At 67.9% G+C, this 15,115-nt stretch carries 13 protein-coding genes; 8 read left to right on the forward strand and 5 right to left on the reverse strand.

Annotation, left to right across the window (positions count from 1 at the left end; all coding sequences use genetic code 11):
• Nucleotides 1–53 precede the first annotated feature (53 nt).
• Nucleotides 54–1,301, forward strand: a complete 1,248-nt coding sequence (locus tag ACD584_RS16530; protein WP_076035611.1) for a virulence factor — start codon at nucleotides 54–56, stop codon at nucleotides 1,299–1,301.
• 48 nt (nucleotides 1,302–1,349) lie between these two features.
• On the opposite strand, the gene xseA is transcribed toward ACD584_RS16530, so the two are convergent.
• Complete coding sequence (gene xseA / locus ACD584_RS16535; RefSeq protein ID WP_076035612.1) at nucleotides 1,350–2,690, reverse strand: exodeoxyribonuclease VII large subunit; 1,341 nt, start codon at nucleotides 2,688–2,690, stop codon at nucleotides 1,350–1,352.
• Between the two features lie 117 nt (nucleotides 2,691–2,807).
• A complete protein-coding gene (queG, locus tag ACD584_RS16540) occupies nucleotides 2,808–3,875 on the reverse strand; it encodes a tRNA epoxyqueuosine(34) reductase QueG (protein WP_012438133.1) in 1,068 nt (355 codons plus the stop codon).
• A gap of 24 nt (nucleotides 3,876–3,899) precedes the next feature.
• On the opposite strand from queG, the gene ACD584_RS16545 reads away from it, so the two are divergent.
• The 6 genes from ACD584_RS16545 (at nucleotide 3,900) to ACD584_RS16570 (ending at nucleotide 11,557) form a co-directional block, all read left to right on the forward strand.
• Nucleotides 3,900–5,387: a bifunctional ADP-dependent NAD(P)H-hydrate dehydratase/NAD(P)H-hydrate epimerase gene (locus ACD584_RS16545; protein WP_076035613.1), complete on the forward strand. Its 1,488-nt coding sequence runs from the start codon at nucleotides 3,900–3,902 to the stop codon at nucleotides 5,385–5,387.
• On the forward strand, nucleotides 5,384–5,884 hold the full coding sequence (gene tsaE / locus ACD584_RS16550; RefSeq protein WP_076035614.1) for a tRNA (adenosine(37)-N6)-threonylcarbamoyltransferase complex ATPase subunit type 1 TsaE: 501 nt from the start codon (nucleotides 5,384–5,386) through the stop codon (nucleotides 5,882–5,884). Before ACD584_RS16545 ends, tsaE begins: the two co-directional genes overlap by 4 nt.
• Nucleotides 5,885–5,954: 70 nt before the next feature.
• Nucleotides 5,955–7,628: an N-acetylmuramoyl-L-alanine amidase gene (locus ACD584_RS16555; RefSeq protein WP_175611439.1), complete on the forward strand. Its 1,674-nt coding sequence runs from the start codon at nucleotides 5,955–5,957 to the stop codon at nucleotides 7,626–7,628.
• Between the two features lie 151 nt (nucleotides 7,629–7,779).
• Nucleotides 7,780–9,654 (forward strand): DNA mismatch repair endonuclease MutL, encoded by a 1,875-nt coding sequence (gene mutL, locus ACD584_RS16560; protein ID WP_076035616.1) that lies wholly within the window; start codon nucleotides 7,780–7,782, stop codon nucleotides 9,652–9,654.
• Entirely contained in the window at nucleotides 9,654–10,592 is a 939-nt protein-coding gene (locus ACD584_RS16565) for a DUF1684 domain-containing protein (protein ID WP_175611440.1), read from the forward strand. Before mutL ends, ACD584_RS16565 begins: the two co-directional genes overlap by 1 nt.
• A gap of 8 nt (nucleotides 10,593–10,600) precedes the next feature.
• Entirely contained in the window at nucleotides 10,601–11,557 is a 957-nt protein-coding gene (locus tag ACD584_RS16570) for a TraB/GumN family protein (protein WP_372357313.1), read from the forward strand.
• A gap of 46 nt (nucleotides 11,558–11,603) precedes the next feature.
• Here the strand turns inward: ACD584_RS16570 and phaR are convergent, their stop codons facing one another.
• The 3 genes from phaR to gluQRS form a co-directional block, all read right to left on the reverse strand.
• Entirely contained in the window at nucleotides 11,604–12,170 is a 567-nt protein-coding gene (gene phaR / locus ACD584_RS16575; protein ID WP_011037439.1) for a polyhydroxyalkanoate synthesis repressor PhaR, read from the reverse strand.
• Between the two features lie 159 nt (nucleotides 12,171–12,329).
• Nucleotides 12,330–13,070 (reverse strand): beta-ketoacyl-ACP reductase, encoded by a 741-nt coding sequence (locus ACD584_RS16580; RefSeq protein WP_014507974.1) that lies wholly within the window; start codon nucleotides 13,068–13,070, stop codon nucleotides 12,330–12,332.
• Nucleotides 13,071–13,159: 89 nt separating this feature from the next.
• Nucleotides 13,160–14,053, reverse strand: coding sequence for a tRNA glutamyl-Q(34) synthetase GluQRS (gluQRS, locus tag ACD584_RS16585; RefSeq protein ID WP_076035619.1), 894 nt, complete (start codon nucleotides 14,051–14,053; stop codon nucleotides 13,160–13,162).
• A gap of 100 nt (nucleotides 14,054–14,153) precedes the next feature.
• Between gluQRS and htpX the strand changes: the two genes are divergently transcribed.
• Nucleotides 14,154–15,032 carry a protease HtpX gene (htpX, locus tag ACD584_RS16590; protein WP_042597688.1) on the forward strand — a complete coding sequence of 293 codons (879 nt, stop codon included), beginning with the start codon at nucleotides 14,154–14,156 and terminating at the stop codon, nucleotides 15,030–15,032.
• Nucleotides 15,033–15,115 lie beyond the last annotated feature (83 nt).

Below are 15,115 nucleotides of genomic sequence, written 5' to 3' on the forward strand. Positions count from 1 at the left end.
ACCGGGCGCGGCCTGCGCCGGTCCAAGCCGCAGCGTTTTCGAGGACCGCCGCGATGACCTGGGGTATCACACTGTTTCGCTGGATCGTGGCGCTGCTGTTCATTGCAGGCAGCGGCTACGCCGTTGCCCGGCATCTGCAGGACGGCAATACCGCCGGCAACTATGGTGCGGTGGAAGTGGTGCGCCCGGAAGGTACGCCCAAGGCGATGGTGGTGCTGCTGCCGGACAGTGCACACGCCGAGCAGGGACAGCAACTGGCCGACCTGCTCAGCGACGATGGTGCGCTGGTCGCGGTGGTTGACACCGCGCGGTACCGCACCCGTGCGCGCAGCCGGCATGCTGCCTGCAGCGCGCTGGCCGACGACGCCGAACGGCTCGGCAAGAAATTGCTGCGCGCCGAGCACGTGGATGCCTTCCTGCCGCCGGTGCTGGTCGGGCAGGGCGATGGCGCGCTGCTTGCGCGTCAGGCGGTCGCCAACGCCGCGCCGGATGTGCTCGGCGGCGTCGTGGTAGCCGATGGTGACGCCACCGACACCGGGTTGGCGTGCCTGCACGACGTGCCCGACCCGAACCAGGGTTTCCTGGATGCCCAGGTGGAAGATGCCAGCCTGGCACAGATCGCGGCCGCCACGCGTGGCCATTTCCAGACCGCACAGGCGCAGGGCCTGGCCGACCTGCCGCTGGTGGAATTGCACGCGCCCGGCAGCGATCGTCTGGTCGTGCTGCTCTCAGGCGACGGCGGCTGGCGCGAGATGGACAAGGGCATTGCTGCACGCCTGCAGCAGCAGGGCGTGTCGGTGGTCGGCTTCAACAGCCTGCGCTACTTCTGGCGCAGCCGCACGCCGCAGCAGGTGGGTGTGGATCTGGACCGGATCATCGCCACCTACCAGCAGCGCTGGCATGCGCATCACGTGGCCTTGGTGGGCTATTCGTTCGGTGCGGATGTATTGCCGTTCGCATTCCCCGAACTGCCGGCGGCGCGCCGCGATGCGGTGCAGTTTGTCGGCTTGCTGGGCCTGGCCCATCAGGCCGACTTCAAGGTGCGGGTGGGCGGTTGGTTGGGCTGGCACAACGAGGCCGAACGCCCGATCGCCCCCGCGCTGCAGGCGCTCGATGCGCATCGGCTGCAATGCATCTACGGCGAACAGGAGAAGGACACCTTGTGCCCGGAGCTGCGCGCGCGTGGCGTGGAGGTTATTGCGCGTCCGGGCGGCCACCACTTCGACCGTGACCCGGGTGCGCTGGCCGACATCCTGCTGCAGGGCTGGCAGCGCGTAGCGCAACTGCCGGGGCATGCGTGAAGCCCGCGCAGCTGCAGGCAGGTTGCACGGCGTGCCTGGATGAGCGCGTCAGCCGGTCTCGCTGGTGTCGACCACGACCGTCACGCTGCCATCGGCCAGCTGTGCGCGCAGGCGATCACCCTGGGTCAGTTCGGCGGCACTGCGCACCACGCTGCCATCGGCCTGACGGGTGACGATGGCATAGCCGCGTGCCACCGTGGCCAGCGGGCTGACGGCTTCCAGTGAACGCACCAGGCCGCGCAGATGCAGGTGATCCTGCTGCAGGCGCCGCTGCATTGCCGCTTGCGGATGTGCAGCGCGCAGGCGTTGCTGCAGGGGTGCCAGGTGGCGCTGCGGGCTGTGTGACTGCACACCGGCCCGCGCGCGCTGCACACGTGCCTGTAGCCGCTCCAGGATATGCTGCATGCGCGCACGCAGATGCCGCGCGGCGTCTTCCTGGCGGCGCTGCAGCAACTGCAGGCGTGCCTGCGGGCTGCGCGCGCGCAGGCGCAGCGCCAGCCGGTCCGCGTGTTGCATCGCCTGGCCAAGCGTGTGCTGCTGCAGCTGGCTGAGCCGGGCCTGCGCGCGCCGCACACGTGCCACCAGTTCGCGTTGATCGGGCACCAGCAACTCGGCGGCGACCGAGGGCGTGGGGGCGCGCACATCGGCGGCGAAGTCGCTCAGGCTGACATCGGTCTCGTGACCGACCGCCGACACCACGGGCGTGTGTGCTGCGGCGATCGCCCGCGCCAGGCGCTCGTCGTTGAACGCCCACAGGTCTTCCAGCGAACCGCCACCGCGGGTGATCAAAATGACGTCGTAGCGGCCGGAGGCATCGGCGCGTTGCAGCAGCGAAGTGATCTGCGCGGCCGCGCTGTCGCCTTGTACCAGCGACGGCAAAATATCCACCTCCAGCAGCGGGAAGCGGCGCGCCAGCACGCTGAGCACGTCGCGCACGGCCGCACCGCTGGGCGAGGTGATCACCGCCAGGCGGCGCACATGCGCGGGCAGCGGCTGCTTGCGCTCTGCGTCGAACACGCCCTCGGCTGCCAGCCGCGCGCGCAGTTCCTCGAACGCGCGCCGCAACGCGCCTTCGCCGGCTTCTTCCATGTTGTCCAGCACCAGCTGGTAATCGCCACGTGCCTCGTACAAGGTGAGGCGCCCGCGCGCGAGCACGCGCAGCCCCTCGCGCGGCTGGAACTTCAGCCAGGTGCTCTTGGGCTTGAACATCGCGCAGCGGATCTGTGCACGCGCATCCTTGAGCGTGAAATACAGATGGCCGGAGGCGGGGCGGGTCACATTGCCCAGTTCGGCCTCCACCCACACCAGGGGGAAACTGCCTTCGAGCAGGTCGCGCGCCAGCGTGTTGAGCTGGCTGGGAGTGAGGATCTGTTCGGTGCGGTCGGCCATCGCCGCATTATCCCGCAGCGGGGCACGCAATGCGTGAGCGGTTGATGCGGCGAACGATCTGGTGTGGACAGTGAAGCAAGTGCGGCGCCCACGTGCAGCAGCGCTCCGCTGACGCAGCTACAGGCCGTGTTGCGCCAGCGCCCAGCCCACATGCTCGCGCACCAGGGCGGAGTCGTCATGGCGCCGTGACTCCAGCGCGGCGAGCACGTCTTCGCTGCCGGGGGCATTGCCCAGGCCAACGGCGATGTTACGCAGCCAGCGTTCGTGGCCGCTGCGGCGGATCGGGCTGCCTTCGGTACGGCGCAGGAACTCGGCCTCGTCCCAGGCGAACAGCTGCGGCAAGGTCGCCACATCCAGATCGTTGCGCGCGCGGAAATCCGGCTCGTCGGTGCGCTGGGCAAACTTGTTCCAGGGGCAGATCAGCTGGCAGTCGTCGCAGCCGAAAATGCGGTTGCCGATCGGCTTGCGCATGTCTTCGGGAATTGCGCCGTCGTGCTCGATGGTGAGATAGGCAATGCAGCGGCGTGCATCCAGCCGGTGCGGCGCGATGATGGCCTGGGTCGGGCAGATGTCGATGCAGCGCGTGCAGGTGCCGCAATGCGCAGTGGCCGGCGTGTCGATGGGTAGCGGCAGGTCCAGGTAGATCTCGCCCAGGAAGAACCACGAGCCGCCGCGGCGGTCGATCAGGCAGGTGTGCTTGCCGATCCAACCCAGCCCGGCATTGCGGGCGAGGGCGCGTTCGAGCACCGGCGCCGAATCCACGAACACGCGGTAGCCGAACGGCCCGACCTCGGCCTGGATGCGCTCGGCCAGTTTCTGTAGCCGGTTGCGCATCAGCTTGTGGTAGTCACGCCCCAGCGCATAGCGCGCCACGTACGCGCGGCGGCCGTCGTGCAAGGTGTCCCAGGCCTCGGTGTCGTCCTTGCGGCCGTAGTCCATGCCCACCGACAGCACCCGCAAGGTGCCCGGCACCAGTTCCTGCGGGCGTGAGCGCTTGTCGCCGTGCTGCGCCATCCAGTGCATGGTGCCGTACAGGCCTTCGGCCAGCCAGCTGCGCAAGTGCGCTTCGTCCTCGCCCAGCTCGATGCCGGTGATGCCGCAGCGCTGAAAGCCGGCCTCGCGCGCAAGCGTGCGGATGCGCGCGGCGGCATCGGTCGGGTCGGGGCGGGCAAGGACGGCGGACATGGCGACAAGTATAGAATTCCCGGCATGTATGCACCGCTCGCTCTTTACGACACCGCTGCCGCGCGCATGCTGGACGCGCAGGCCACCACGCTGCTCGGCGGCGACGGCTACACGCTGATGCAGCGCGCCGGGCAAGCCGCCTGGCAGTGGTTGCAGGAACGTTTGCCGCGCGCACGCCGCATCGTGGTGATGTGCGGCACCGGCAACAATGGCGGCGACGGCTATGTGCTGGCGCGGTTGGCTCACCGGGCCGGGCGTCAGGTGCAGGTCGTGCATCTGCCCGAACAAGGGCCGGCCAGCGAACTGGCGCAGCGCGCCTGTACGGATTACCTGGCCGTGGGCGGTGCGATCACGCTGTTCCCGTGCGCGCTGGCGCATGCGGATGTGCTGGTGGATGCGGTGTTCGGTATCGGTCTCAACCGCGCGCCCGATACGCAGATGAGCGCGTTGTTCGATGCCATCAACGCCGCCGGCGTGCCGGTGCTGGCGCTGGACGTGCCCAGTGGCATCGATGCCGATCGCGGCATCGCACCGGGCAGCGCCGTGCGTGCCAGCGCGACCTTGCAGTTCATCGTGCCGCACGTGGGCCTGTACACCGGCGATGCGCTGGAATACGCCGGCGAGCGCGACCTTGCCACGCTGGAGGTACCGGGCTCGGCATTCGACGGCCTGGCACCGGTTGCGCAGCGCTGGGAGCGTGATGCACTGGCCGCGCATCTGCTGCCGCGCCGACGCAACACCCACAAGGGCGAATCCGGGCGTGTGCTGTGCGTTGGCGGCAATGCTGGCAGCGGCGGCGCCATCATGCTGACCACCGAAGCGGCACTGCGCAGCGGGTCGGGCCTGGTGCAGGTGGCAACCCGCGCCGAGCATGTGGCGCCGCTGCTGGCGCGCTGCCCGGAAGCGGTGGTGCGCGGGGTGCAGGAAGACGCCGACATCACCGTGCTGGCCGAGGCCGCCGATGCGGTCGCGCTGGGCCCGGGGCTAGGCCAGGACAGCTGGGCGCGCGCCTTGTGGAGCGGTGTGCTGGCATCGGCCACGCCCACCGTCATCGATGCCGACGCCTTGAACCTGCTCGCATCCACTGCCGTGCCTGCGCGGGGCCCGCGCGTGCTCACGCCGCATCCGGGCGAAGCGGGGCGTTTGCTTGGTCAATCCACCGCTCAGGTGCAGCGCGACCGCCTGGGCGCTGCGCATGCGCTGGCCACGCGCTTTGATGCGGTGGTGGTGCTCAAGGGCGCCGGCACCGTGGTTGCCGCGCCAGATCGCCTGCCGCGCCTGATCGACGCCGGCAATGCCGGCATGGCAGTGGGTGGCATGGGCGACCTGCTGACCGGCGTGATCGCCTCCTTGCTCGGCCAGGGCTGGGCGCCCTTCGATGCCGCCAGCCTGGGCGCCTTGCTGCACGCCTGCGCCGGCGATGCCGCCGCCGCCGACGGCGAGCGCGGCCTACTTCCCACCGACCTGCTGCCGGCGCTACGCCGTCTGGCCAACGCTGGAGCCATTGCATGACCACGCTGCACGCCTTTCTGGCCGACGTCGATGCCACCGAGCAGGTCGGGCAGGCCCTGGCGGCCACCCGGCCCGCCACCGCCATGGTGCAGTTACATGGCGACCTGGGCGCCGGCAAATCCACCCTGGCGCGTGCCTTGTTGCGCGCGCTCGGCGTCACCGGCCCGATTCGCAGCCCCACCTACACGCTTGTGGAACGGTATCCACTGACTGCCGGTGGCGAAGCCTGGCATCTGGATCTGTACCGCATCGGCCACGTGGGGGAGCTGGATTTTCTCGGACTGGACGAGGGCAGTGCCACCCTGTGGCTGGTCGAATGGCCGGAGCGCGGGGCTGGCGCTTTGCCGGCGGCGGATCTGGAGGTCGAATTGGCAGTGGCCGGGGAGGGACGCGCGCTGACCCTGCGCGGCGCGAGCCCAAGCGGGCAGGCATGGGTGAACGAGCTGGCAGCGCGGGACGAGTTGCGGGCGCTTTTTGCCGCCGAACAAGAGGAATGAACGCCAGGTTATGGATTATTAAGGGAAATTGCCTTGCAATTCGTGCGTTCGGGTGATTGAATCCGGCTCCATGACCCAGGGGAGCCACCATCGCTTTGCTTTTGCCCTGACCGCCGGCCTGAGCCTGGCGGTTTTTAGTGCGTGGGCAGGCGAAATCAAGCAAGTGGATGTCAGCACCGGTGCCACTGGCACGCGTGCAGAGATCCAGTTGGCCGGCAGCGGCGGGTTCAAGACCTTGTCGCTGGCCAATCCCAATCGACTGGTGGTGGATTTCCCGGCCTCCTCGGCAAAGAGTGGCTTGAAGCTGCCGGCCGCCGCCGGGCTGGTGACGTCGGTGCGCACCGGGCAACCGGTCCCGGGGACCTTCCGGGTGGTGTTCGAGCTGGCAACGCCAGTCACTGCGCTGAAGCCGCAGATGCAGACCCTGGGCAGCGCCTCGACGCTGGTGATCGAGTGGCCCGGCGATTTCGCGCCGGCCAAGCCGGTTGCTTCAACATCAAGCGCTGTGCCAGCAGCAACAACGCCGCCAGCCGCAGTGCCTGCCACACGTCCGCTGGATGCACAGACGGAAGCTGCACGTGCCACTGCGGCGCTCGCGGCCTCCGCACAGCGCGCCTCGGCGCTTCCGCCGCCAACCCCGGCGCCAGCGCCCACGCCGGTACCCGTGCCTGCATCGGCGATGCCGACAGTAACGCCTGCCCCGGTGCCCACGACGATCGCCACTGGCGTGCCGACTCCGCGTCCCGGGACGGTTGCCGCATCAGGCGCGCCCGCCACGACCGGCGGTACCCGCGCCGCGATCGCCACGGGCACGCCGTCGCCGGCGGTCATCTTGAACGGTGGCAACGTGGCGCAGGTCGCGCCGCAGGGCGCAGCCGTGACGTCGGCCGGTGTGGCTGCCGCCGATGCGCAAAATGACGATGTACCGCCGCGCCCGCTGCTGCCAAGCGAGGCATCGCGCGTCAAGATGGCACCCGGCATGCGTCCGCTAGTGGTGGCTATCGATCCAGGCCACGGCGGCCAGGATCCCGGCGCCATGGGCCCGACCGGCAAGCGCGAAAAAGACGTCACGCTGGCCATCGGCCGCGAGCTCGCACGCCAGATCAACGCCACGCAGGGCATGAAGGCGTACATGACCCGCGATACCGACGTGTTCATTCCGCTGCCGATGCGTGCGCAGAAGGCACGCTCGGCCAAGGCCGACATCTTCATCTCCATTCATGCCGACGCTGCGGAAAACCGCAGCGCCACCGGTTCATCGGTCTATGTGCTGTCGACCAAGGGTGCGTCGTCGCAGCGTGCACGCTGGCTGGCCGACAAGGAAAATGCCGCCGACCTCGTCGGTGGCGTGCGCCTGCAGCAGACCGAAAGCACGTTGGCCAACGTCTTGCTGGACCTGGCCCAGAGCGGCCACATGAAGGCATCCGAAGACGCGGCAGGCCATGTGCTGGGCGGTTTGAAACGCATCGGCAACAATCACAAGCCGCAGCTGGAACGCGCCAATTTCGCGGTGCTGCGCACCTCCGACATGCCGGCGATGCTGGTGGAAACCGCCTTCATCTCCAACCCGGATGAAGAGCGCCGGCTGATCGACCCGGCGTATCAACGCAAGATCGCCTCCGCGGTGCTGGACGGTATCGATACGTTCTTCACCCGTCAGCCGCCCCCGGGCACCTTGTTCGCGGCACGTGCGCAGGCCGAGGCCGACGCCGCAGTCGGTACCGTGGCCGGCGGCAGCCGCTGAGCCGCTCGGCTATCATTCCACACTGATTCCTTGATGACGGCGCCTGGCGCCGCCGGATGGCCGTGCCGACGTTTTTCCCCTTGATTTCATCATTCGCCCATGCGGGCAGCCACTGCGTGCGCGTAGCGCATCTGCCAGGGAGCGCCCGCTGATGGCGATCCGGCAATTGCCCGAGATCCTGATCAACCAGATCGCTGCCGGCGAGGTGGTCGAGCGCCCGGCATCGGTCGTCAAGGAGCTGGTCGAAAACGCCCTCGATGCCGGCGCAACGCGCGTGGATATCGATCTGGAAGAGGGCGGCGTGCGGCTGATCCGCATCCGCGACAACGGCGGCGGCATTGCGCCGGAAGAGCTGCCGCTGGCGGTGTCGCGTCATGCCACCAGCAAGATCGCCTCGCTGGATGATCTGGAAACCGTCGCCACGCTGGGCTTCCGCGGCGAAGCGTTGCCGTCCATCGCCTCGGTCAGCCGCTTTACGCTGGCCTCGCGTCGCCCGGATGCCGAGCATGGCTCCGCGCTGCAGATCGAAGGCGGGCGCCTGGGCGAGGTGATGCCGCGTGCGCATGCGCCGGGCACCACCGTCGAGGTGCGCGAGCTGTTCTTCAACGTGCCGGCACGGCGCAAGTTCCTGCGCGCCGAGCGCACCGAGTTGGGCCATATCGAAGAGTGGCTGCGTTCGCTGGCACTGGCGCGCCCGGACGTGGAATTGCGCGTCTCGCATAACGGCAAACCGTCGCGGCGCTACAAGCCGGGCGATCTGTATTCGGACGCGCGGCTGGGCGAGACCTTGGGCGAGGATTTCGCGCGCCAGGCGTTGCGCGTGGACCACAGCGGTGCCGGCCTGCGCCTGCACGGCTGGGTGGCGCAGCCGCATTATTCGCGCGCCAGTACCGATCAGCAGTATCTCTACGTCAACGGCCGCTCGGTGCGTGATCGCAGCGTGGCGCATGCGGTGAAGATGGCCTACGGCGATGTGCTCTTCCACGGGCGCCAGCCGGCATATGTGCTGTTTCTCGAGCTGGACCCTGCGCGCGTGGACGTCAACGTGCACCCGGCCAAACACGAGGTGCGCTTCCGCGAGGCGCGGCTGATCCACGACTTCGTCTATCGCACCCTGCAGGACGCACTAGCGCAAACCCGTGCCGGCGCGCTGCCCGCTGATGTTGGCGCCGGCGGGGCGGCAGCCTTCGGTCTCGGCGCCGGTGCCGCGCAGGGCGGCGGAAGCTACGTTGCTGGCGGCAGTGCAGGGCACCTGGGTGCTGGCAGTGGCTCCGGCTATGCAAGCTGGGCGCCGTCGCAGGCACCGCTGGGTTTGCGCGTGGACGAGGCGCGCGCCGCCTACGCCGCGTTGTATGCGCCTGCGGCCGGCAGCGCGTTGCGCGACGACGGGCAACCGGTGCTGTCCGGCACCGGCTTGCCGGCGACCGCGCACGACAGCGGAGTCCCGCCATTGGGCTACGCAGTGGCGCAGTTGCACGGCATCTATATCCTCGCGGAAAACGCCGAAGGCCTGATCGTGGTCGACATGCATGCCGCGCATGAGCGTATCGGTTACGAACGCCTCAAGCAGGCGCACGACAGCATTGGCCTGCATGCGCAGCCGCTGCTGGTACCGATGACGCTGGCAGTGGGCGAGCGCGAGGCCGACACCGCCGAGCGCGAGGCCGATACGCTTGCCAGCCTGGGCTTCGAGATCACCCGCAGCGGCCCGCAATCGCTGCACGTGCGCAGCATTCCGGCGCTGCTCGCCAATGCCGACCCGGAAGCGTTGTTGCGCGATGTGCTCGGCGATCTGCGTGAGCACGGCCAGAGCCGGCGCATCGCCACCGCGCGCGACGAATTGCTGTCCACCATGGCCTGCCACGGCGCGGTGCGTGCAAACCGCCGGCTCACCGTGCCGGAAATGAACGCCTTGCTACGCGACATGGAGGCGACCGAGCGCTCGGGCCAATGCAACCATGGCCGGCCAACCTGGGCCCGGTTTACGCTGGGCGAAATCGATCGCTGGTTCCTGAGGGGACGTTGATGACAGTGCTGCACAGGGGGAGGGGCTGGCTGCTCGGCATGCTGGTGGCGGTAGGTGTGCTCGGCTGTGGCCGCGAGGCACAACCCGCACCGGCGCCAGTGGCGCTGGACAAGACGTTTCTGGCCGATAACGCCGCCTGGCGCGAGGCGCGCCTGACCGAGCTGCGCGCGCCCGATGGCTGGACCAGCCTGGTCGGCCTGCATTGGCTGTCGTTGAAGGCGCACTACATCGGCCGCAGTGCCGACAGCGGCATCCGCCTGGCCGTGGGGCCGCCCAAGATGGGCATGGTGTCCAGCGAGCGCGATGCGGTGTGGTTCGTGCCCGAGCGTGGTGCGGCACTGACCGTCGGTGGCAAACCGCTCACCGGCAAGATCCGCTTCCAGTCCGATGTCGATCCGCAGCCGACGCTGATCGGCTTCGACGACGGCAAGGGCGTGTTGAGCCTGATCCACCGCGGTGATCGCTACGCGCTGCGGGTCAAGCATGCCGATGCGCCGTCGCGCACCGGGTTTGCGGGGCTGGAGTACTGGCCCATCGATCCGTCCTGGCGCATCCAGGCGCGCTACGTGCCCAACAATGTCGGCAAAACCATTCCCATCGTGGATATCGTCGGCATCAGCAGCGAGCAGCCCAATGCCGGTGCAATCGAATTCGAGCGCGATGGCAAGACCTATCGGCTGGAAGCCATTGGCGAGCCGGGTCGCCCGATGTTCGTAGTGTTCGCCGATCGCACCAGCGGCCATGGCAGTTATTCGGCCGGGCGCTTTCTTGATCTGGAAGCCCCAGACGCCTCCGGGCACGTGGTGGTGGACTTCAACCGCGCCATCAACCCGCCGTGCGCGTTCACGCCGTTTGCGACCTGCCCATTGCCACCGCCGGAAAATCGCATCGACCTAGCCGTATCGGCGGGCGAAAAAGCCTACAAGGCAGCGCATTGATGCGCTGGATGACACGGACGCGTCGCGCGCTGCTGCCCGCCTGCGCCAGCCTGTTGGCGATCGCTGCATTGTGGGGCGGCACAGCGGCTGCCGCCTCGGCACGTGGCATCGCTGCTGCCGCCAGCCCGCCGGTGCCGCTGCTGTGGAAGGTCGATGGCAAAGGCGGCACGCTGTATCTGCTTGGCTCGTTCCATCTGCTCAAGCCCGATGACTACCCGCTGTCGCCGGATGTGATGCAGGCCTTTGCGCAGGCCGACCGGCTCACCTTCGAACTGCCACCGGCCGATGTGCAGTCGCCCGAATTGGCGGCCAAGATGCTGCGTGCCGCCCGCCGCAGCGATGGCAAGCGCCTGCAGGATGCGCTTGACGCCCCGACCTGGCAGGCGCTCGCCACGCAGGCGCGCAAGCACGGCATCCCACTGGAGAGCCTGCAGCCGATGAAGCCGTGGTTTGTCGCCCTGACGCTCAGTCTGGCCGAGATGCGACGCCAGGGCATGCAGGCCGATGCGGGGCTGGACAATTACCTGATGCAGCTGGCCCAGGCACGTGGCAAACCGGCCGATGGCCTGGAGCGCGCGGACGAACAGATCGCCCTGCTCGACGGCATGACTGCGACCGAACAACAGCAACTGCTGGCCGAAACCCTCGACGAGGCCGGTGCCGCCGATCAGGTCAATGCGCTGCACGACGCCTGGCGCCGTGGTGACGTCCATCTGCTGACCACGCAAATGGCCGAAGACATGCGCAAGCAGTATCCCGCGCTGTATCAAGACATCAACGTCGAGCGCAATGCGCGCTGGGTGCCGCGTCTGGAGCAGCGGCTGGGCAAGCAGGCCGGCACCACGCTGGTGGTGGTCGGTGCCTTGCACCTGCTGGGTCGCGACGGGGTGGTGGAGCGTCTGCGTGCACGCGGGTATCGCGTGGAGCGGATCTGCACCGCCTGCGCGGAGCAGGCCGGCCACTGATGTGATGACCGGGCGCGGCGCAGGTTGCGCCACGCCCGGTCAGGGCTCAGCCGCGGTTGCGGGCCTTGCCGGTGGTGCCGGTCGCGTTGCTGCTGCTGGTTCCGCTGCCTAGACCGCTGCCCATGCTGCTGCTGCCGGGCGGGGTGGGCGGCGTACCAGGGCCACCCGGGCGACCAAAGCCGGCGCCGAAGTTGCGCTGGAATTCCTGCCAGAGCTCGAGATTGCGCTCGGTGAGCTGATTCATCATCGCCCAGGGCGTCTGCCCGAGCAGGTTGCCCATCTGCTGGCGGAACTGCTGCTGCTGGTCCAGGAACACCTGCATGCTGCGCTCCAGGTAATTACCCATGAAGCCCTGCAGGGAGTCGCCGTAGAAACGGATGATCTGGCTCAGCAACTGGGTGGAGAGCATCGGCTCACCGTCCTGTTCCTGGTCGGCGATGATCTGCAGCAGCACGGCGCGGCTGAGGTCTTCGCCGCTTTTTGCATCGCGGACCTCAAACTCCTCGCCGTCGATGATCAGTTGGCGCACATCCTCGATGGTGATGTAGCTGGAAATTTCCGTGTCGTAGAGACGGCGGTTGGGGTACTTCTTGATGATGCGAAGTCCGGCCATGGAACGTTCACTCACAACGATAGTGCGCGCAGGATGGCGCACCGCAGCAGCGCTTGCAACAGCCAGAACGCCTTATTTTCTTAAGCAGACGGGAAAAAAATGCTGCGCAGCATGATTTGACCCGCATTTCCATGCTGCACCGCTCATCTGCAGCAAACGTTACCAGCCCATGTGGTGGCCGCCGTTGATGTCCAGGTTGGAGCCGGTAATCCACGCCGCCTCTTCGGCCACCAGAAACGCCACCGCATAAGCGATTTCCTCCGGCCGCCCAAGCCGGCCGGTAGGGATATCGGCGACGATCTTGGCGCGCACTTCTTCCGGCACAGCCATCACCATGTCGGTGGCCACGTAGCCCGGCGACACCGTGTTGACGGTGATGCCGAAGGCCGCATTTTCGCGCGCCAGCGAGATGGTGAAACCATGCATGCCGGCCTTGGCCGCGGCGTAATTGGCCTGGCCGTACTGGCCTTTGAGCCCGTTGATGGAGCTGATCTGGATCACCCGGCCCCAGCCACGCTTGCGCATGCCTTCGATCACCGGCCGGGTCACGTTGAACACCGAATTGAGATTGGTGTTGATGACGTCGTGCCACTGCTCGGCGGTCATGCGATGGAACGTGGTGTCGCGGGTAATGCCGGCGTTGTTGACCAGCACTTCGATCGGCCCGAGCGCGGCTTCCACATCGTCCACCAGCGCGCGCGCATGGTCGGACGAGGCCACATCCCCACGAAACAGGGCGAATTCGTAGCCTTGGGCCTGCATGCGCTGCTGCCACTCGCGTGCTTTTTCTTCGTTGCGGAAATTGCTGGCGACCCGGTGACCCTGGTCGGCCAGGCGCTTGCAGATGGCGGTGCCGATACCGCCGGTGCCGCCGGTGACCAACGCGACGCGAGATGTCATGCGCAACTCCAATGAACAGATAGGGCTGGCGGCGCCCGCGACGCTGCGGAGGCGTCAGGGCGAAAGCCGGTGCTGGGTCGCAATTCTAGTCAAGCCGGGGCGTCGATGCGCGTGGCAGCGTCCAGGCTGGCAACGCGCGGCAGCCGCTGCGGCGAAAAATGCTGCACAGCATGCTGCAGCACACCGGCCACCGATGCGCGCGCGGGCAGGGCCGCCGGTGCCTGGCCCAGCGCCCGCCAGGCCGCGCGCAGCGCTGGCAGCGGGTCGCTGTCGTCCACGGGTTGCGCCGCGTGGGACTTGGAGAGCTTGCGCCCGTCGGCGCCCAGGATCAGCGGCAGATGCAGATAGCGCGGCGGTGCCATGCCCAGGGCCTGCTGCAGCACCAATTGGCGCGGGGTGGAGTCGAGCAGGTCCGCCCCGCGCACCACATCGGTAATGCCCTGCGCCGCATCGTCGACCACCACCGCCAGCTGGTAGGCCCAGTAGCCGTCGGCACGGCGCAGCACGACATCGCCCACATCGGCGTGCACATCCTGGGTGATGCGCCCCTGCAGCGCGTCCTGGAAGCTTGCCTGGGTGTTCGGCGGCACCCGCAGGCGCACGGCGCGGCGGATGCCCAGTGGCGCCACGCAGACGTGGTGGATGCCACCCATCGCGGCCAGCTCTGCGCGGCTGCAACTGCATTCGAACGCCGCACCGGTGCGCAGCAGCCGCGACAGTGCCGCCTCGTAATGCGCATCGCGGTCGGACTGATACAGCACCGGACCGTCAGCGTGCAGCCCGAACGCAGCCAGCGTATGTAACTGGCGCTGCGAGGCGCCTGGCTCGGCACGCGGCGGGTCGATGTCTTCGATTCGCACATGCCATTCGCCACCGGCATGGCGCGCGAGCAGCCAGCTGCCCAACGCAGCCAGGAGCGAGCCGAAGTGCAGGGGGCCGGTGGGCGAGGGCGCGAACCGGCCGCGGTAGGGGAGTGAGGACATGGGCAGCTGAATCGTCGGTCGGGTGCTTGCTTGATTTCAACCCGCCACGTCCGCAGATCCGCAGCAGTTCATCCTCTTTGCGTGCGGAGCCACTGCCTCTATGTTCAACCGTGTCGTCCTGTTTCTCTTGACCAACTTTGCGGTGCTGATCCTGGCCGGCATTGTGATGTCGGTGCTGGGCGTCAATCCGGCACAGATGAGTGGGCTGCTGGTGATGGCCGCCATCTTCGGCTTCGGCGGCTCGTTCATTTCGTTGCTGCTGTCCAAGTTCATGGCCAAGCGCAGCACCGGCGCGCAGGTGATCACCGAGCCGCGGACGCAGACCGAGCGCTGGCTGGTGGACACGGTGCGCCGCCAGGCCCAGGCAGCCGGTATCGGCATGCCGGAAGTGGCCGTCTACGACGGCCCGGAAATCAACGCCTTCGCCACCGGCGCCAACCGCAACAATGCGCTGGTGGCGGTTTCCACCGGCTTGCTGCAGCACATGCGCGAAGACGAGGCCGAGGCGGTGCTGGGCCATGAGATTGCCCACATTGCCAATGGCGACATGGTCACCATGGCCTTGCTGCAGGGCGTGCTGAACACCTTCGTGATCGTGCTGGCGCGCGTGGTGGGCGGCATCATCGACAGCGCGCTGTCTGGCAATCGCGACAGCGGGCGTGGATTTGCCTACTACATCATCGTGTTCGTGCTGGAGATGGTGTTCGGCCTGTTCGCCACGATGATCGCGATGTGGTTCTCGCGCCGCCGCGAGTTCCGTGCCGACGCCGGTGGCGCGCAGCTGGCCGGGCGCAACAAGATGATCGCCGCGCTGGAGCGGCTGTCGCTCAATCACGGCCAGAACACCTTGCCCTCGCAGGTGCAGGCATTCGGCATTTCCGGCGGTGTGGGTGAGGGCTTGCGTCGCCTGTTCCTGAGCCACCCGCCGCTGACCGAGCGCATTGCCGCCTTGCGCGCGTCCAGCGGTACGGCGATGTAAGCCATCGGTTTGCCTCTCAACAAAAAACCCGCGTCATGCGGGTTTTTTGTTGCGGCGTGTTTCCTTGATTCTCGGCAGCGCAC

It is taken from the genome of Xanthomonas sp. NCPPB 2922, assembly GCF_041520885.1.
Classification (GTDB): Bacteria; Pseudomonadota; Gammaproteobacteria; order Xanthomonadales; family Xanthomonadaceae; genus Xanthomonas; species Xanthomonas campestris.